This is a genomic window from Ruegeria sp. AF8 (assembly GCF_056541825.1).
The window spans coordinates 32,838-49,945 of record NZ_JBQFYW010000024.1 but is presented as its reverse complement, the minus strand read 5'-3'; the positions used below and the strand labels follow the sequence as shown (position 1 = coordinate 49,945).

At 58.1% G+C, this 17,108-nt stretch carries 19 protein-coding genes and 1 pseudogene; 5 read left to right on the top strand and 15 right to left on the bottom strand.

Annotated elements, in window-relative coordinates:
* The 3 genes from ACR0AO_RS22520 to ACR0AO_RS22510 all read left to right on the top strand — a co-directional run.
* Positions 1-142: transposase (locus ACR0AO_RS22520; RefSeq protein ID WP_480608717.1), on the top strand; the 142-nt coding region annotated here is incomplete at its 5' end.
* 24 nt (positions 143-166) lie between these two features.
* Positions 167-799, top strand: coding sequence for a hypothetical protein (locus tag ACR0AO_RS22515; protein ID WP_480608715.1), 633 nt, complete (start codon positions 167-169; stop codon positions 797-799).
* Between the two features lie 24 nt (positions 800-823).
* On the top strand, positions 824-1,222 hold the full coding sequence (locus ACR0AO_RS22510; protein WP_480608713.1) for an MFS transporter: 399 nt from the start codon (positions 824-826) through the stop codon (positions 1,220-1,222).
* 80 nt (positions 1,223-1,302) lie between these two features.
* Here the strand turns inward: ACR0AO_RS22510 and ACR0AO_RS22505 are convergent, their stop codons facing one another.
* From ACR0AO_RS22505 to ACR0AO_RS22455, 11 genes are all read right to left on the bottom strand, one after another.
* Positions 1,303-2,409 (bottom strand): alpha-hydroxy acid oxidase, encoded by a 1,107-nt coding sequence (locus ACR0AO_RS22505; RefSeq protein ID WP_480608712.1) that lies wholly within the window; start codon positions 2,407-2,409, stop codon positions 1,303-1,305.
* A 3-nt stretch (positions 2,410-2,412) separates the two neighbouring features.
* Positions 2,413-2,967, bottom strand: coding sequence for a sulfopyruvate decarboxylase subunit beta (gene comE, locus ACR0AO_RS22500; protein WP_480608710.1), 555 nt, complete (start codon positions 2,965-2,967; stop codon positions 2,413-2,415).
* A complete protein-coding gene (gene comD / locus ACR0AO_RS22495) occupies positions 2,964-3,470 on the bottom strand; it encodes a sulfopyruvate decarboxylase subunit alpha (RefSeq protein WP_480608708.1) in 507 nt (168 codons plus the stop codon). The genes comE and comD overlap by 4 nt, the downstream gene beginning before the upstream one ends.
* 49 nt (positions 3,471-3,519) lie before the next feature.
* A complete protein-coding gene (locus ACR0AO_RS22490) occupies positions 3,520-3,936 on the bottom strand; it encodes a universal stress protein (protein ID WP_480608707.1) in 417 nt (138 codons plus the stop codon).
* Positions 3,937-3,956: 20 nt separating this feature from the next.
* Positions 3,957-4,937: a zinc-dependent alcohol dehydrogenase gene (locus ACR0AO_RS22485; RefSeq protein WP_480608705.1), complete on the bottom strand. Its 981-nt coding sequence runs from the start codon at positions 4,935-4,937 to the stop codon at positions 3,957-3,959.
* Positions 4,934-5,695 (bottom strand): SDR family NAD(P)-dependent oxidoreductase, encoded by a 762-nt coding sequence (locus ACR0AO_RS22480; protein WP_480608703.1) that lies wholly within the window; start codon positions 5,693-5,695, stop codon positions 4,934-4,936. The genes ACR0AO_RS22485 and ACR0AO_RS22480 overlap by 4 nt, the downstream gene beginning before the upstream one ends.
* Positions 5,688-6,995 carry a histidinol dehydrogenase gene (gene hisD, locus ACR0AO_RS22475; RefSeq protein WP_480608702.1) on the bottom strand — a complete coding sequence of 436 codons (1,308 nt, stop codon included), beginning with the start codon at positions 6,993-6,995 and terminating at the stop codon, positions 5,688-5,690. Before hisD ends, ACR0AO_RS22480 begins: the two co-directional genes overlap by 8 nt.
* A 12-nt stretch (positions 6,996-7,007) precedes the next feature.
* Positions 7,008-8,336, bottom strand: a complete 1,329-nt coding sequence (locus tag ACR0AO_RS22470) for a TRAP transporter large permease (RefSeq protein ID WP_480608700.1) — start codon at positions 8,334-8,336, stop codon at positions 7,008-7,010.
* An 11-nt stretch (positions 8,337-8,347) separates the two neighbouring features.
* On the bottom strand, positions 8,348-8,860 hold the full coding sequence (locus ACR0AO_RS22465; RefSeq protein WP_480608699.1) for a TRAP transporter small permease: 513 nt from the start codon (positions 8,858-8,860) through the stop codon (positions 8,348-8,350).
* A gap of 107 nt (positions 8,861-8,967) precedes the next feature.
* Positions 8,968-10,116 (bottom strand): TRAP transporter substrate-binding protein, encoded by a 1,149-nt coding sequence (locus ACR0AO_RS22460; protein ID WP_480608697.1) that lies wholly within the window; start codon positions 10,114-10,116, stop codon positions 8,968-8,970.
* Positions 10,109-10,324 (bottom strand): hypothetical protein, encoded by a 216-nt coding sequence (locus ACR0AO_RS22455; RefSeq protein ID WP_480608696.1) that lies wholly within the window; start codon positions 10,322-10,324, stop codon positions 10,109-10,111. The genes ACR0AO_RS22460 and ACR0AO_RS22455 overlap by 8 nt, the downstream gene beginning before the upstream one ends.
* A 136-nt stretch (positions 10,325-10,460) precedes the next feature.
* On the opposite strand from ACR0AO_RS22455, the gene ACR0AO_RS22450 reads away from it, so the two are divergent.
* Complete coding sequence (locus ACR0AO_RS22450) at positions 10,461-11,483, top strand: LacI family DNA-binding transcriptional regulator (protein ID WP_480608694.1); 1,023 nt, start codon at positions 10,461-10,463, stop codon at positions 11,481-11,483.
* Between the two features lie 347 nt (positions 11,484-11,830).
* Positions 11,831-12,019: pseudogene (locus tag ACR0AO_RS22445) on the top strand (transposase); the annotation flags it as partial.
* A gap of 43 nt (positions 12,020-12,062) precedes the next feature.
* On the opposite strand, the gene ACR0AO_RS22440 reads toward ACR0AO_RS22445, so the two are convergent.
* The 4 genes from ACR0AO_RS22440 to ACR0AO_RS22425 are packed head-to-tail and all read right to left on the bottom strand — an operon-like array spanning position 12,063 to position 17,044.
* Positions 12,063-14,300: a thioredoxin domain-containing protein gene (locus tag ACR0AO_RS22440; RefSeq protein WP_480608692.1), complete on the bottom strand. Its 2,238-nt coding sequence runs from the start codon at positions 14,298-14,300 to the stop codon at positions 12,063-12,065.
* The gene (locus tag ACR0AO_RS22435; RefSeq protein WP_480608691.1) at positions 14,300-14,902 is read right to left on the bottom strand and encodes a 4Fe-4S dicluster domain-containing protein; all 603 of its coding nucleotides are present in this window, start codon (positions 14,900-14,902) and stop codon (positions 14,300-14,302) included. The genes ACR0AO_RS22440 and ACR0AO_RS22435 overlap by 1 nt, the downstream gene beginning before the upstream one ends.
* A 9-nt stretch (positions 14,903-14,911) precedes the next feature.
* On the bottom strand, positions 14,912-16,468 hold the full coding sequence (locus ACR0AO_RS22430) for a 4Fe-4S binding protein (protein WP_480608689.1): 1,557 nt from the start codon (positions 16,466-16,468) through the stop codon (positions 14,912-14,914).
* Between the two features lie 54 nt (positions 16,469-16,522).
* A complete protein-coding gene (locus ACR0AO_RS22425) occupies positions 16,523-17,044 on the bottom strand; it encodes a hypothetical protein (RefSeq protein WP_480608687.1) in 522 nt (173 codons plus the stop codon).
* Positions 17,045-17,108 lie beyond the last annotated feature (64 nt).

Genomic DNA, 17,108 nt, shown 5'->3' with positions numbered 1-17,108 from the left:
TCGTTACAAACGGCGCAACCGGATCGAGATCATGTTCGGCAGGTTGAAGGATTGGCGGCGTGTGGCAACCCGCTACGACAGGTGCCCGAAGGTCTTCCTGTCAGCAATCGCCCTCGCAGCACTCGTTATCTATTGGCTATGAGTCCTGACCCTAGGAGCCTGACATATGAGCAGAGAAGCTCCTGATAATCTTCGACTTTGGTTGCCTGACGGCGATGCTGCCGTCTGCGACGGGGAAGAAATCAATACTGTCTTACAAAGAGTGGGCGCGTATGTTTGGCCTCTCGATACGGCCTCCGCCCCTGCTCAAATTCGCGCCCTATTGGACGTTGATAGTTTGGATCATGAGCAGAGCCAGAATGTTCAGGACCATTTTCTATGGTCACGCGAACGGCTTCTGGAGTGCATCGACACCGCAGGACGAACGCCTGGAACGGATGGGGGTGGGCTTCTTTCAACGACCGACAAAACTCACGAAGTAACATATCCCCAACTCTACCAGGTGTTGGAAGGGATCGACTATACACGTTTTGACCGTTTCCACGTCAATCGCAGCCTGACACAAACAGGTGTCGACGAAGTAATGCATGTGCTTTCCGGAAATGGCGTGGTCCTGCGTCAGAAAATTCCGGATTATGGTTCATTTCGGTTGGAAATCAATTGCCCGCCGAACCAGGGTTGGACCCTGACCTATGATGGCGACCTGCCGCACATTGGATCACTCAGCGGTGCCTCGCTTGGTACGAAAGTCCTTATGCAAATTATCGGTCCCGCCGAGTGGGAAATGAAATATGTCTGAACAGACTTACCAAGTGGATTGCGATTGAAAAGATCTCTCGGGATTTCCAATCCAGTTAATTTCACAGCTGCCACTGTGGGCTATGTGCTGGAGTGGTACGATCTTGCAATTTACGGTTTCCTGGCGGCGATCATTGGCAAACATTTCTTTCCCGCAGATGATCCGACGGCATCACTGCTGGCTTCCTTTGGAGTCTTTGCCCTTGGATTTCTGGCCCGCCCACTAGACGGTGTTCTTTTTGGCCATATCGGAGACAAAATCGGTAGAAAGACCGGCATGCTGATTTCGATCGGCTTGATGGGCGGCCGGAGTAGCCCCCTGAAAGTGGTCCACCAACTGGTTACCACCGCTAGTCGGGCATGCTCTAGCCGCGCGAATGCAAATGATCAAAACTCTGCAGCAGATCCCTGTAAGAAACAATGAGGCTGAGTGTTCACTGTGAGCTGTCAAAAACCTGGTTTCGCCTCGCGGACGAATGCTATCCAATAACGGTTTCCTTGGGATCAGCGAGAAAGCTCTCGACTCAAATGGTTCATGCCCATTTGCGCCATGGCGATGCTAAGCTCGTCGCTCAACACTTCCCAAAGCCGCGCCAAACCGGGTTCGCCCGCGGCCGCGATGGCATATTGCAGAACACGCCCGAAGAAGACAAAGTCGGCTCCGCATGTCAGAGCCTTCAGGGCATCTTCACCGGACCGCAGGCCACTGTCGAAGAACAACGGGAATTCCGACCCCAACGTGTCTCGGAAACTCGGGATGAGGCCAAACGGCGCGGGTGCGCTTTCCAGCTGTCGGGCACCATGGCTGGACACTTGGATCGCATCAACGCCCTGTGCCTTGAGCCGTGCTGCATCTTCCAGGTCAAGCACGCCTTTGACAACAAGATTGCCGGGCCAGGCATCTCGCATCTGCTTTAGCGTGTCCCAATCGGCGCGGGCACGGCTCTCGGTCCGGTTAAACTCGTACCCGGGCATGCAGAAGTTCCCCATTTGAGGCTTGCCCCTGAACAAGGCGGCAAGCGACCAACGGGGGTGAAGGGCAAAATCCGCAAACTGACGCAAACCGATGCGGAAAGGCATCTTGAACCCATGGCGGAGTTCGCGCGGGCGGCGGCCAACTTCCGGAACATCGACGGTTAGCACCAAGGTCTGATATCCAACCTGACGCGCGCGTTCCACGAGTTTGAACGTGCCGGTGCCGTCTCCGCTGAAGTAGATCTGGAACCATGCGTGGCCTTCAGCGACCTCGATGATACGTTCAAGCGGCGTGGAAGCAACGGTCGATACGCCGTGCGGCACTTTGTACCGCGCTGCCAGGCGTGCCAACATCAGGTCCGCGCCCGGGGCCGCCAGGTTGCACATGCCCATCGGCGCGATGCCAAAGGGACGTTCGGTCGTGGCGCCAAACAGGGTCGTGGCCAGCGACCGGGTACTCACATCACGCAAAATGCGCGGGGTGAGCGTCATTGCATCGATCTCTGCCCGATTGCGAAGCACACCGGTCTCGGCCCCGGCCGCGCCGTCAATATAGTCGAACACCATCCACGGAAGGCGGCGACGGGCCAGCCGCCGCGCATCTTCGGCTGAATGAATATGCGCTGCGGTGGACATGGCTCAGGCCTGTACGGCTTTCATGAAGCGATCACGGATTACGACGGGATCCATCGTGATGACCGGATGTTTTGCATTGCCGCTTTCGCATTTGACAACGATGACTGTCATCTTGCCGCCATCCAATGCCGCCCGCAGGACCTTGCCGGTGTCCTCGGCCGCACAGGTGACGACGTTCTCACATCCACAGGCCGCGGCGACGTCTTCCAGCCGGGTTTTCTTCCCCGCATAGGTCGGTTGATCGCCAGTTGACCCATACGACCCGTTGTCGATGATCAGCAGGATGTAGTTGTCGGCCACGTTGTTGGCGATGGTCGGCAGCGTGCCAAGGTTGGTCAGGACAGAGCCGTCCCCGTCAATCGCGATCACCGGCTTGGGTTGCGCAAGCGCAAGGCCCAGTCCGATGGACGAGGCCAGCCCCATGGTGCCGAGCATGTAAAAGTTGCTGGGCTGATCGTCGATGGCGTGCAACTCCTGGCTGGGGATGCCGATATTACAGACGACCAGTTGGTCACGCAGGATCGGGGCAATGTCTTTCAGGATTTCAGAACGAATCATTGGTCGCCATAGCCTCCCCAGAAGCTTGCGTCGGTCAGGATCGCGACCGGCTTGTTGCACATGAAGGTGTAATTCAGGATCATATCCAGTTCGTCCACGTCGGATTGCTTGTGGAAATGGTAGGTGGGGATGTTCATCTGCGCCAAGAGCGCCTTGGTGTGCACCGCCATTTCCACCTGGCAGGCCACAGGCTCGCGTAGTTCTCCGCGATAGGAAATCAGCATCGGAAGTGGCATGCGATAGTACTGGATCAGCGTGGCGAGTGTGTTGATCGTCACGCCGATCGCGGTGTTCTGCATGATGATCGCTGGCCGCCTGCCGCCCATGTAAGCACCGGCGCACAAGCCCATCCCCTCGTCTTCCTTGTTGGAGGGGATGTGAAATATCTCGTCGCGTGCCTCAACCTCGTCGATCACGCCGGCAAGCTGTTTGCACGGAACCGTGGTTACGAAGGAAATGTCGTTGGCAACAAGATCATCCACGATCTTCTTGTCGATATTCATTCTGGGAAGCCTTTCTGTAGGGCCAACCGGCCCGCGCTGTTGGGTAAGATCAGTTGCTGTTGTCGCGGTGAACATGCACGGCACAGGGTGCATGCCGAACAACCCGCGCCGCGGTCGAGCCGAGGAAGTAATCACTCAGGCCTGGCTTGTGAGAGCCGATGACGATGCAATCAAAGCCGTTCGATGCGGCGTAGTCGATGATGCCGCGCGCCGAGTGCCCCTTGATCATCACGGGTTTGACATGGGGAAGGCCCACGAGCTTTTCCTCCAATTCGGCGTTCGCGCGGGCATAGCTTGCCCTGACCGCGTCTTCATCAAGATAGACGCTCACCGTACCATGGGGCGCTTCATAGACGTGCAGGGCCACGATCTCTCCACCCGAACCGCATAATGCTTCCGCCACTTCCAGAGTTTGGGGCGAAATGCCGTGGTCAAGCGCCATCGGCACAAGGATTTTTGTGTACATCATGTCTCTCCATCATGGGCTTAGTTCCAGGGATCCAGAACAATCTTGGGCGCCGCCACGGCACCCGAACGCAAATCCCTGAACGCTTGCGCTCCCTCGTCCAATGACCGCATTTCGAACCAGTTCAATGCGCCCAAGCGGCCATCGAAAATGGCCTGAGCGGTCTGGCTAAAGTCCTGAGTCGTATAGGTATAGGTGCCGACAAAGGTGATTTCCTGCAGAGTCATTCGGCGCACGTCGAGACCGTCTGCATCCTCGCCCAGGCCGACATGCGCAATCACACCGCCTGGTTCCGCCAACGCAGAGGCAATTGCGCGCGTCGCGGCGTAGCCGACGGCGTCGATGATCACCGGGAATTGTTCATCCACTTTGGCCACCACGTGTTCGCCACATGTCTCGGAAAGAAAGGCGCGGCGTTTGTCGTTGGGCTCAACAATCGTCACATCTGACGCACCCATCGCACGCAGCGCCAGCGCCGCAGCCAAGCCGATCGCACCACCGCCGATGACCAGTGCATTGCAGTCCGTTTGCGGGGGCCGCGCCTCAAGTGCGAGGCGCGCAGCATGCCAGCTTACCGCCAGGGGTTCTACCAGTGCGGCCGTTGCCAAGGCGACGTTTTCCGGCACGGTGATCAGGTTCTGGCTCGGCATCGCGATATATTGGGCGAACGCGCCTTCACGTGGTTGCATCGAGATGATCTGGCGTGTCGGGCAAAGGTTTTCCCTGCCGCTTTTGCAGGCAGCACAAGCGCCGCATGTTACCAATGGATTGACAGTCACGCGGTCCCCGTCCCGCGGACCACCTTCAATCGTGCCGGCGGCTTCGTGCCCCAGTATCAGGGGCGCGGGTCGACGCGCGTCATGGCCCAGATAGGCATGCATGTCTGATCCGCAGATGCCCACAGCTTCAACCCGGATCAGGTGTTCATCCGCCGCGGGCTGGGGATCCGGCACATCACGATAGCCCAGCGTTTCACTTCCCAGGTAGACCAAAGCCTTCATTTTGCAGTGAACCCCCCGTCGACCATGAGAATCTGGCCCGTCACATAGCTGGACGCATTCGAGCACAAGAACAGCAAAGGCCCGTCCAGATCTTCCATCCGGCCGTTTCGGCCGATGCAGGTTTGCGCCGCGTTGCGTTCGGCGCGATCAGGATCAGCAAAGACCGCCTCGGTCAGTTCCGTTGGAAAGAACCCGGGGCCAATCGCGTTTGCGGTGATGCCAAAAGGCGACCAGGCTTCGGCCATGGCGCGGGTTAGCTGGCCGATCCCGGCCTTGCTGGCGCCATAGGCGATCCCGCCGGGAAAGGCACGCGTTGTCTGAAGCGAGGCGAAATTGACGATCCGGCCCCAACCTTTGGCCTTCATAGCGGGCACCATGGCCTGGCTCAGAAAAAAAGGCACTGAAAGGTTTAGGGCCAGCGTTGCATCCCATCCCTCGGGGGTGACATCATCTGCTGCCTGCCGCGTATTCATCCCGGCCGCATGGACCACAATGTCGGGTGCGCCAAACGGCTTTGACAGTTTTTCGTACAGCACCGACACAGCGTCCCGATCCGCCATGTCGGCCACAACATATGCGGCCGACAATCCGGTGTCGGATTGCCAGGCCTCCAGCGGCTCCTTGCGCCGGGCAACGCCCACCACATTTGCGCCCGCTGCGGTCAGAACCGTGGCCGCCTGCCTGCCCAGGCCCGAACTGGCCCCGGTCACACAGGCAACTCGGCCCGTGAGGTCAAACAATTTACGCGGATCAACCATTGGCCGTCAGATCGAACTTTTCATCGGGAAAATACTTGGCCAGCCGGACATCCGCCGCGCGGGCATGCCCCTCCATGCCTTCGAGCCGCGCGATCCGTGCGGTGGCCTCGGCCACGGGTTTGGATCCTTCACGGGTGGCCCGCTGCCACGTGACAATTTTCATGTACTTGTGCACGCTCAGGCCTCCGGTATAGCTGGCCGCGCCGGAGGTCGGTAGCACGTGGTTTGTACCCGCCGCCTTGTCGCCGTATGACACGGTAGTTTCCTCGCCCAAAAACAACGAGCCATAGCAGGTCAGACGTTCCAACCACCAGTCGAGGTCATCAGCCTGCACCGTCAGATGCTCGGGCGCATAAGCGTCCGACGTTGCCGCCATTTCCTCGCGGTCGGCGCACAGAATCACCTCGGCATAGTCCCGCCAAGCGGCGGTGGCGTTCTGGCGGTTCACGTCTGGCAGGTCATTGATCAGCCGGGGCACCAGCTCCATAACCTTTTCCGCCAGTGCCCGCGTGTCCGTGACCAGCCAGACCGGAGAGTTGTAACCATGCTCGGCCTGACTGACGAGGTCGGTGGCGACGATATGCGCATCAGCGCCGACATCCGCCAGGATCAGGCTGTCGGTCGGTCCGGCGATCATGTCGATGCCCACGCGGCCAAACAGGATGCGCTTGGCTTCGGCCACAAACTGGTTGCCAGGGCCTACCAGGATCTTGGCTTTTGGTAACCCAAACAGGCCAAAAGTCATGGCGGCCACGCCCTGTACGCCGCCCATCGCCATGATCTTGTCGGCGCCACAAATATTCGCGGCATAGACAATCGCCGGGGCAACGCCGACACCGGGATGCGGCGGTGAACAGGCAGTGATATGATGGCACCCGGCCACCTTGGCGGTGGTTACGGTCATGATCGCAGACGCAATATGGCTGTAGCGCCCGCCCGGCACGTAACATCCCGCCGCGTCTACCGGGATCGCCTTTTGTCCGGCGATTAGACCCGGCACCACTTCCAGTTCGACATCCGAGACTGTGGCTTTCTGCATTTGCGCAAAACGTTTCACGTTGTCATGCGCAAACTGTATGTCTTGCTTGAGTTTTTCCGGCACCAGCGCACAGGCCGCCTCGATCTCGTCAGCATTGAGGATCACGCTGCCCTCGTACTTGTCGAACTTGGCGGCGTAGTCCAGCGCGGCCTGGTCTCCTCCGGCCTCGATATCAGTCAGAATGGCCTTGACGGTTTCATGAACCTCAGACGCGTCCGACTTCGCGGTGAGGGTGGCTTTCTTCAGGTATTCACGTGTCATTTTCAACAAGACCTATTGGTAGATTTTTGGAAGGAGCGTCGTGGATACCGCAGGCACATAGGCAATGAGCAGCACCACGATGAACATGCACAGGACGTATGGTACGGCACGCGCCGCAATCTTGAGGATCGACTCACCCGTAATTCCGGACACCACGAAGAGGTTCAAACCCAACGGAGGAGTGATGAACCCGACACCGAGGGCCGTGATCATCATGATGCAGAATTGGATTTCGTTCATCCCGATATTGTCTGCTAGGGGCTTCAGGATCGGCGCCAGGATCACGATATTCGGGGTTGTCTCCATGACGCATCCCGCCGCGATCAGAATGCCGATCATCAAAAGGATCAGGACATAAGGGTCATCGGTCAAAGCAGTGACCGACGTTACAAACCCCTGCGGCACGCCCATGATCGCCAGTGCTTCTGCCAGAGGCGCGGAAAAGGCAATGATGGGAAGAATCACTCCGTTCACCTTGGCCGAGCTGACCAGCATGGCGGGAAAGTCTGATAATCTCAGGGTGTCCAGAATGAAGCCCATGATGATTGTCACCACAACGGCGGTCGCACCGGCCTCGGTCGGGGTCAATCGGCCCGAGAAGATACCGTAGAAAATGATGCCGGGCACGATAAAGGCGTACCAACCTGATTTGAGCGACCTTCCAAGGTTTGCGAACCATTCGCCTGCAGTCATCATGCCGCCACCCTCGTAGGCGTAGATACGGTTCATGATCAGGTTTGTGATCAGGATGGCCACCAGAATAGCGAGGCCGGGTATCAGGGCTGCCAAGAACAGCGTGGACGCTGATATGCCCAGGACAAGACCGATGATGATGTAGGCGATGGATGGTGGGATCAGGATGCCGGTACATGCGCCGGCCGCGACCAGTGCGCAGGCGTACGGACGTGGATAGCCGCTTTCGACCAATCGATCGATTGTCATACGTCCCACCGCCGCGGCACCCGCGGCGTCTGAACCCGAGATTGCAGCGAACATTCCGCAGACCAGCACCGTGGCCGACCCGAAGCCACCTTTGGCAAAGTAAGTCAACGCCTCGGCCACATCGAGGAATTTGCGTGATAACCCGGTGCGGACCAAGACGTCGCCGGTCAGGATGAACAACGGCACAGCAGTGAGTGCGAATGCGTCAATCCCAGCAAACAGGCTTTCACCCACCAGACTGAGCGGCAGGTCGCCCGACATGAACAACATGGTGATCGCGGCCGCGCCAATGGCGGCCCAGACCGGGACTGCCAACGCGATGAGGGTCACGAACATGATCACGGGCAGATAGAAATCCCAGCCCAACTCGACCGTCTGATTAAGAGTGTTCCAAAGCATCTTGACGCTCCTTAATCAAACAGTTTGTCGCCTTCAAAAACGGGCGTGCCGTCTCGAAGGGATCGAAAATCGCGCAGGAAGGATTGCACAAGCCGGACCATCATCATGGCAAATCCCAGGGGCACCGCCATCAGAAACCAGACCTTGGAAACCCTGAGGCCATCGGTAACCGACCCGAATTTGGCTGAGACATGAACGGCCTCGTAGGACCAGTAGAGAGCGATAATCGCGACGGCGAACATCACCAGATCACCGAAAATATACAAAAGCGCCTTGGGGCGTGGACCTAGATAGTGCATCACGACATCGATCCGGATATGCGCGCGTTCCTTGACGGCAGCAGAGGCCCCGATCCAGGCGAGATAGATGAACGAGTATCGCACGATCTCTTCGCCCCAGATCGAGGAGTAGGAAAAGACCTCACGCCGCAACACTTCGATCGACATCGTGGCGACCAACATCACGTAGAAGACCAACAACAGCCAGCGTTCGGCGTCGCGGTCAATTCGGCGCAATACGTCCACGTCTTTTCCTTTCTTCTGAGTACAGCAGGCCGACCCGCCCAGGCGGATTGGCGGATATTGCTGAGGCAGGAAAAACGGGCGCTCGATGGAGCGCCCGCTGTCTTGGGTTAGGCGTCGTGCACGTAATACTTGCCTTGCGTGCCCGCCGCTTCTTCAAGCTTGGCAAAGGCATCCATCGACCCGGCAAGTTCCGTTTTGAACTCATCCCACTCGGACCGCTGGTAACCCCCGGCGTCTTTCCACTCGGCCAGCTGATCTCCGCTCAGAGAATGGAACTCGACGCCAGCCTTTGCCAGCTCGGCCATCGCATAGGCACGCGCTGAAGGTACTTTGGACAGGTTCTGGTGGCCGGTCATCTCGGCGGCCCACATGATGCCATCCTGGACATCGCCTGGCATTGAGTTGAACCATTCCAGGTTGCACGAATAAACTTGGCTGTCCGGCACCGCCTGGGTGAAGGTAACGTGGCTCAGGATGTCCTTGAAACCAAAGACATAAAGCGCGCCGACCGACGGATCGAGAGCATCGGCCACGCCCTGTTTGATCGCCGACGGTGTCTCGCCCCAGGCCACCGGAGTCGGGTTGGCGCCGACCATCCGGTAATACTGCTGCAACATCTTGGACCCGGGCACCCGGAACTTCACACCCGACAGATCGCCCGGGCTTAGTACCGCACCGGCGCCACCTTTGCGCACCGCGACAACGCGTGGGTCGATGTTTACATAAAACAGCGCCTTGAAACCGGCCGCCTCGACCTTGGGGTGCACTTCTGCATTCCAGTAGTCGGAGGTGACAAGGTTCGTGAACCGCTGGTTCGAACCGCACAGATACGGCATGTTGATCAGGTCCACGGTCGACGCGAACGGCGCGAAGTTCGACAGAGAATGCTGTGCCGCCTGGATCGTGCCGCCTTGTACTTTCTGCACCAATGCACCGCCGGCACCCAACTGGCCGCCAGGGGCAAGCTTGACGTACACCTTGCCGTTGGTGGCGTTCTGGATGTTCTCTTTCAGGTCCAGCTGCATGATCGGATAGCTGCGCGAGGCACCCAGAACATAGGCCGTCGCCACCGTCATCACATGCTCAGCCGCTTTTTCACGCTCGCGCTCTTCGTTGGCAGTTTGTGCCACCGCCTTGGATGACCAAAGCATACCACCGGCACCGGCGACCATCGCAGCCGTGAAGGCCCCGCTTGTCGAAAGCTTCAAAAAGTTGCGGCGCTCGGCCGAAACCATCTCCTTACGATCTTTATCCATCAGTAGTCCTCCCATTGGACTTTGAGCCGTCGTTGTTGTTCTTCCGGTCGGCTTCCTTTTTCAGAATTGCAACGACGAACAGAATGGACGCCGCGAATAGAACCAGCATTTCCCCGACATCACCCAGGAAAGCGCTGCCCGCGAATGCGCCCAAAGCCACGTTTGCAAAGTAAAAGACAAACACGACGACAGATGCTGCGAGAAACATGGGTGAGGCTCCAGAAAGAATCGGTTGCTTCACCAATGTAAGCCCTTACATGCTCTTTATGCAAGCGCTTACATTGTTTAATGCTTAGTCGTTGATACAATGGTAAGAATGGCCTAACACGGGTTTGGATTTGAGTATGGCAGTCATGAAGACCACCCCAACACTGGACGACGTTGCAAAGGCGGCTGCGGTGTCGACCGCGACGGTATCGCGCTGTCTGAATTCCCCAGATCGCGTGACGGAAAGCACACGCAAACGCGTCATGCAGGCCGTGGATGATCTGGGCTATACTCCGAATTTTGGCGCACGCGTGATGGCCGCCAAGCGCACCTTCACGATCGGTGCAATCATTCCTACGATGGAAAACGCAATCTTCGCCCGCGGCCTTCAGGCCTTTCAGGAAGAGCTGCTGAGTCACGGGTACACGCTTCTTGTGTCCAGTTCAGCCTATCGGCCTGAAATCGAGGAAGTGCAAATCCGCGCCCTGGTGGCACGCGGTGCAGAAGGCTTGTTGTTGATCGGCTACGATCGCGACCCATCCATCTATCGTTTCTTGGAACGCCAAGAGATACCTTCTCTGGTCGCCTGGGCCTTTTCCGCGGAAAGTGAACAGGTCTCGATCGGGTTCGACAACCGCGCTTCTATGTTTGCCCTGGCCGGCGAAGTTCTGAAACTGGGGCACCGGCGCATCGGGGTGATTTCCGGGGTTACAAAGGGAAACGACCGCGCAACGCAAAGGTTGCAAGGTATTCAGGATGCGTTAAAAGCGACCAAGCTTGATCCGAACACCCTGAACGTCATCGAAACGACCTACGACATCGACAGCGGTGCGAAAGCGTTTAAACAGTTGATGGCTTCGAGCGCTCGGCCAACCGTTGTCATGTGCGGCAACGATGTGCTTGCTGCAGGCGCACTTTTGCAGGCGCGGAACATGGGACTGAACGTGCCACGCGACGTATCGGTCACGGGATTTGATGATATCGAGCTGGCCCGGATTGTTGTTCCACCCCTGACCACCGTTCATGTCCCGCACCATGAGATGGGCCGAAAGGCGGCAAACGAGCTTGTTGGCATGGTCGAAAAAAGAAGCTCGGGAGAATCTCAGGAACTTGAGAGTGTACTGAGTTTCAGAGAATCGCTAAGCGCCGTTGTCACTTGACGACAAAGCACTCACTGCCACCGTTTTCCTCGATGTTCGATCCAGCACATGAATTGCATGGCCAAGTACCAGTATTCGTAGGAAAAACCAAACCACGAATGAAGATCGGCTGTGGTTGGTTCAGCGCTTCACGTCTCGAAAAAGCAGAGCCGATAGCCCTGGGGCGATCACACCGCACATAGTGTCAGCTGTACAAGTAATCACTTTCATCCATGCGCGATGCAGCATTGATCACTTTGGGCTGAAGCTGTGTTAAAACTCGGCCTGGCGTTCTCTCTCGTTACGCTCAGGACCAATTGATTTCCGATCAGGGGTGTGATTCACGGCTTGAAAAACGAGCGGTGAACATGTCTGATCCTTTCTGGTTGCCCGATGCCCGGATGGCGCGTCTTGAACCTTACTTCCCAAAGTCTCATGGCAAACCTCGCGTTGATGATCGGCGTGTGTTAAGCGGAATAATCTTCATCAACCGCAACGGCTTACGTTGGTGGGATGCACCCAAGGAATACGGGCCCTACAAGACGCTCTACAATCGATAGAAGCGGTGGAGCGATAACTTTACAGTCCCAGTGTGCTATTTCACTGTTCAGCACCGGTGCCGATCGCGTCGAGTTGGGACGCGAGCTCTTGGGGCGTATCGACCGGCAGGTTGCAAAGCCGGTTACGGCACAGATAGGCTGTGGGCTTGTCCGCAAGGAGCGGCCGACGATTTAGTAGTGGCCAACGTAAGTTTTCCTCGGGCGCATCCGGTGGAAGAACCGCCACCACGGTGCCGAGTAATAGGCGCCGGTACACTTCCCTTACCAAGCTACGGGTCGCAGCGGAATTGATATCCCCAACGATCACAATCTCCCGCGCTTCTGCTGGCTGGTAGTCCAGCGCGCCAAGCAATCCTGGGGCAGAGGAACCGGATGCGGAGACGTATCGGCCAACCGTTTCCATGAGGGAGTTACGCCGGGCTTCAAAGGAAGCCTCGCCGCCATAGAGAAGCAATCGGTTCAAGGCGGTCAGCGCCGCAGCGTTGCCCGATGGCGCGCCAAACTCGTCAAGGACAGCACGGGTAGGGATGTCGGTTTCTTGATCTGCGGGCGCGAAGTGGAAAGGGGTTCCGGGCTCGATTTGAAACAGAGAGAAAAGCGTTTCCATCAACTCATGGGCCTCGTCGAGGTGACCGACACGGTAATCGGTTTCGTAGAGGTCGAGCAGGGCCTGCACGAGAAACGCGTAATCGTCCAGAAAGACCTTATTACCGTGCACCTTGCCAAGGCGGCTATGCACGAGATGGTCCTTGGTGCCCGTTTGGGAAAGCAGACGGGCCATCTCTTCTTGTGCGACCTTGTAGAACCGAGGTTCTTCCAGAACTTGCGCCGCTTTTGCGAACGCACTGACCGTGAGGGCATTCCAGGACGTAAGCACCTTCTCGTCGCGAAGCGGTGCCGAGCGCTTGGCGCGCGCCTCGCGTAATCGAGCAATGCTTGCTGCGAGCCGGGTCTGACTGTCGAGAAGCGTGCTGGGTTCCTTTCGCAATCTGAGAACACTCCGACCCTTGAGCAAACCGAAATCGGAGTCCAAATAGGCGTCCATAAAAAGCGCAGCCGCTTCGGGGCCCAGCACGGCATGAACCTCCTCGACGGTCCAAGTGTAATATCCGCCTTCGACGCCGCCAGACTCGGCATCCAGTGCCGTGGCAAAGCCGCCTTCCGGCAATCGGAACCGCGCCAGCAGATCCTCCAGCACGTCCCGCGCGACAGCTGCATAGCGAGCTTGACCCGTTGCCTTGAACGCGTCGAGATAGAGCATGGCCATCAACGCGTTCTCATCGAGCATGATCTCGAAATGCGGCAGCTGCCAATAACGGTCGACCGTGTAACGATGAAAGGCGCCTCCCAGTTGGTCGCGAACGCCGCCTGCGGCCATGTGATCAAGCGTCAGCATTACCCGGGACATGAGATCGGAGTCGTTCTTGCGAACAGCCTCGCGCAGGAGGAACGAAAGCACATTTGACAAAAGAAACTTCTGGCCTCTGCCGAAGCCACCAAAGTCCGGATCGAGACTTGCCTCCCAGGCGCGGCGGGCCGCCGCGCGCGGGTCCGCGCGGGGCTGGGCCGCATCCTTGGACGGCGCTGCAAAGAGGGCGGAAAGTTCCTTTTTGATTTCTTCGGCCTCGCTGTGCAGTGCCTCTCGGTTGCGGTCCCACTTGCTGCTCAGCATCTGAGCGACCTGCAGCAAACCGGGCGCGCCGTATTCCGGTTCTGGCGCGATGTATCCCGATGCAAATAGTGGTGTCAGGTCAGGCGTCAGGATAAAATTTGCTGGCCATCCGCTTTGCCCGGTCATGGCGGCCATGATCGGCAGAAAGTGGTGGTCCAGGTCCGGTCGTTCCTCGCGATCAACGAGGATGCTTATAAAATGCCGGTTCAGAAGCGATATCACAGCCGCGTCGGAATAAGTCGTGCGCGACTGAACGTGACACCAGTGGCAGGTGGCGTAACCGATGGAGAGAAAGATAAGCTTCTGTTCCTTTGCTGCACGCTGGAGTGCGCCGTCCGACCAGGGATGCCATTCAATCTCGTCATCGGCGTGCATTTTCAGATAAGGACTGATTGCACCATCCAGATTTCCTGCGGCTACCGGTCCGCAATATAGTGCGCAGATCAACCCCAAAGCCTTTCCACTTTTAGTCAAAGCAATGCGAGATTTGGAGAGCCGCAAGACAATAAAGCGCTTCTGGTTTGGATCGTCCTTCAACATGAACACAAAACGCCTCAATGTGGTTGCGAGTTTTGCTTTGATCCACCGATGACGGAACTTCAGCATCAGGGGCCCTCCGCCGATTCCTGGCTGCGGATACCAACGCTGATCACAATCGCTTTCGGGTCCACGATGCACACTTCGCGGCAGAGGGCACATCCGGTACACAGGTCGGCCCGGATCACCGGTCGGGTACTCATTTCCCAATCGAGTGCGCCGTCGACAGGGCAAGCATGGGCGCAGGCACCGCATTCCGGTCCGAAATAGGCAATACACGCGCCGACATTGATTTCGGCACGGGCGAGCTTGGGCAGGTCCGGTCGTTCATCCTCGTCGGCTTCGGGAGGCACTAGGGCGCCAGTCTTACAGGCAGCTACGCAAGGCCAGTCCTCGCACATGTGACAGCCCCGGTTGAGCAGGTTCAGGGCGGGAGTGCCTTCGGACCGGAGGCCGGCAGCGGGGGGAAGCGTAAATATGACATCATGGGGGCAGGCGGCGGTGCAGTCGCCGCAGCCGGTGCATGCGTTGAGAAACGCGGGTTCCGCCAGAGCAAATGGAGGGCGCACCCACCGGCGGTGGCGGTGTGCCTCATTCCCGGTCCCGGCCTTGTGCCAGGCCGCTGTCAGCAGCTCTCGGCGGTTCAGGTTTTTCTCACGCTCGCGTGCCATCATGTTACCCTATAGCCGCATCACCATCGGTTGCATCAGCAGCCAGAGGTGAAAACCCGTCATGCCGGCGGCAAAGAACACCATCGGCGCAAGCGGCAAAATTCCGCCTCGTCCCCCTTTTCCTGAGAGCTTTTGCCCCCGGCACAGTATGATGCGCATCGCGATCAGAAATCCCAAAGCTATTATGCCGGCCTGAATGGCGTGAACGGCGCCTTGCGGAAGCATCATCTCCATCGCGCGCGCATGTCTTTCAAAGTCGCCGAGTGGCAGGGTTCCGGTGCCGAATGGATTGGCGAGGACCGCTCCCAATCCGGAGCCCTCGCGGACCAGGTGGTTCAGATTGTGGGACAGATGATAAGCGAAGGCGAGGGGCAACGCGGAAAACGCAAAACGCGAGAATACAGCAGCATAGCTGGAGGTGGGACATAACAGTCGCCTTGTCAGCCACACAGCCGCTGCATAGAACACCGCTGGTACCGCAAGGGTTGCCGCAAGACCGATGGTGAAGCTTGCGAGCAACTGGCCCGAGTCGCCGATGGCCTGTGCCAACACACTGATCCAGTTGTCCCAGAATTCCATCATTGTCAGCCCGTGAAAACCCGTAAGCGCCAGCAGGCCAAGCATGAACCAGGCCTCGTCCCAATGCGGCCGCGCATCTTGTATCGCCTCGGCGCTTGGGCTGCGCAGGCGCCAGACTACGTTTTCCTTTGGACAGGATCGGGCGCAGTTGCCGCAGGATACACAATAGGTGTTCTGGCGCATGCGTCCCATGACCTGATGCGTTGGGCAGGGTTCGACCTCGTCCGTTCCGAAGTAACAATCCAGCGTCGTGCAGTCAGCGCAGGCGTGAGCTTCGCGCGGTCGCAACTCGACTGGGGCGAGTTGCGAGTAGAACCCGACCGTTCGCCCGACCGGGCAAAAGAACTGGCAGAAGGCGCGACGCTCGAAAATCGCCAGAGAAGCGGTTGCCAGCACAACGATCAGAAGCGCCAAGAGAGCGGTCGCGTAGGGGCTGATCGTTACGCCCACACCAAGTTCAAGCCACGTCAGCCCGATAAACATGATCAGGGCGGGCCAGAGGTTTCGCAGAAGTTTCGGCACTCTCAATCCAAGGCTGCTGCCTTGTTGCGCGCGTCCGGTTACGCGGCGGTTTACCAGCAGGTTGGCGAGCGTGTTCCAGGGACAGACACCACACCAAACCGATCCGGCAAAGAAAACGACGAGGATCAGCCCAGACCACCACAGGTTCCAGGTCAGAACGGTGGCGGCGTTGCGTTCCGGTATTGGCGTACCCGCGAGCCCTGCCGCGATGATCAGCAGGAAAAGCGCAAGAAAGATGAGCTTCAATGACCGGAGCAACCGGGCCGAAGACGCGCCATGGCTAAATGCGCTGCCGATACCTGGTACAGTAGCCAGCTCAAAATATCGCGTTTGGCGCTCATCGCCCGTGGAAGTGTACATTACGCCAAGGCCCACGATCAGCATAGAGGCCGTAACCGCCAGTCCCCAGTTCACCGGGAGGCCCGGATGTGTCATCACGCTGCCATCGATGGTGCAAACTTCCAAACCAGTTCCTTTCTTCCTTGGTCGGTTTTGATCTGGGCACAGACTTTCCGCATGTCACTCGGGCTGGTCATGTGCGCTGCGGATTTTGCCAGTCATTGATCGGCGACGCTGTACTACCGTGACTGACACCAAGATAGCGGTCAGAACGCCGATGGTAATTCCGATAGGGCCAATCGGCGAAGGTGGTCCAACACGCAGGGGAAAATCAATCTCATGCGGTTCGCCGTCCGCATCGAAAGCGGCACGAATGATGTAATTTCCGTTAGCATGAAAACTGAACGCCTGCCGGAAAACGCCGTCGTCCAGAGATTGCGTTCCAAGCACTTCTGCCGCATCGCCGAAGCCGAACCGTGACGCCCATGTGTCATCACGCACCGTGAACGTCACTTGGCCGCCAAACAGTTCGTGACCGCCAAGGCGCATTACATACAGGTTGATCCGCCCCGGATTGTCCGGCTTGGGGAACGCCGGAAACACCATATAGGTCACGAAGAAATCTCCGATCTGGAGCTCGGCCTGAAGACTCGAAGGCGTGTTGGAATCCTCGCCCAGGCTGTAGGACGGGCGGCCCAGCACATGATGCGCCTGCACGTGTTGCGTCGCCGCAAGCCAGCAAATCAGTATCATGACAACAGCAGCT

What these genes read in the sequence shown, in the direction of transcription:
- ACR0AO_RS22490 (WP_480608707.1), bottom strand. Translation starts at nt 3,936, where the DNA reads ATGTACACAAAAATCCTTGTGCCGATGGCGCTTGACCACGGCATTTCG.
- ACR0AO_RS22450 (WP_480608694.1), top strand. Translation starts at nt 10,461, where the DNA reads ATGGCAGTCATGAAGACCACCCCAACACTGGACGACGTTGCAAAGGCG.
- ACR0AO_RS22515 (WP_480608715.1), top strand. Translation starts at nt 167, where the DNA reads ATGAGCAGAGAAGCTCCTGATAATCTTCGACTTTGGTTGCCTGACGGC.
- ACR0AO_RS22485 (WP_480608705.1), bottom strand. Translation starts at nt 4,937, where the DNA reads ATGAAGGCTTTGGTCTACCTGGGAAGTGAAACGCTGGGCTATCGTGAT.
- ACR0AO_RS22460 (WP_480608697.1), bottom strand. Translation starts at nt 10,116, where the DNA reads ATGGATAAAGATCGTAAGGAGATGGTTTCGGCCGAGCGCCGCAACTTT.
- ACR0AO_RS22455 (WP_480608696.1), bottom strand. Translation starts at nt 10,324, where the DNA reads ATGTTTCTCGCAGCATCTGTCGTCGTGTTTGTCTTTTACTTTGCAAAC.
- ACR0AO_RS22470 (WP_480608700.1), bottom strand. Translation starts at nt 8,336, where the DNA reads ATGCTTTGGAACACTCTTAATCAGACGGTCGAGTTGGGCTGGGATTTC.
- ACR0AO_RS22435 (WP_480608691.1), bottom strand. Translation starts at nt 14,902, where the DNA reads ATGGCACGCGAGCGTGAGAAAAACCTGAACCGCCGAGAGCTGCTGACA.
- ACR0AO_RS22480 (WP_480608703.1), bottom strand. Translation starts at nt 5,695, where the DNA reads ATGGTTGATCCGCGTAAATTGTTTGACCTCACGGGCCGAGTTGCCTGT.
- ACR0AO_RS22440 (WP_480608692.1), bottom strand. Translation starts at nt 14,300, where the DNA reads ATGCTGAAGTTCCGTCATCGGTGGATCAAAGCAAAACTCGCAACCACA.
- ACR0AO_RS22505 (WP_480608712.1), bottom strand. Translation starts at nt 2,409, where the DNA reads ATGTCCACCGCAGCGCATATTCATTCAGCCGAAGATGCGCGGCGGCTG.
- comE (WP_480608710.1), bottom strand. Translation starts at nt 2,967, where the DNA reads ATGATTCGTTCTGAAATCCTGAAAGACATTGCCCCGATCCTGCGTGAC.
- hisD (WP_480608702.1), bottom strand. Translation starts at nt 6,995, where the DNA reads ATGACACGTGAATACCTGAAGAAAGCCACCCTCACCGCGAAGTCGGAC.
- comD (WP_480608708.1), bottom strand. Translation starts at nt 3,470, where the DNA reads ATGAATATCGACAAGAAGATCGTGGATGATCTTGTTGCCAACGACATT.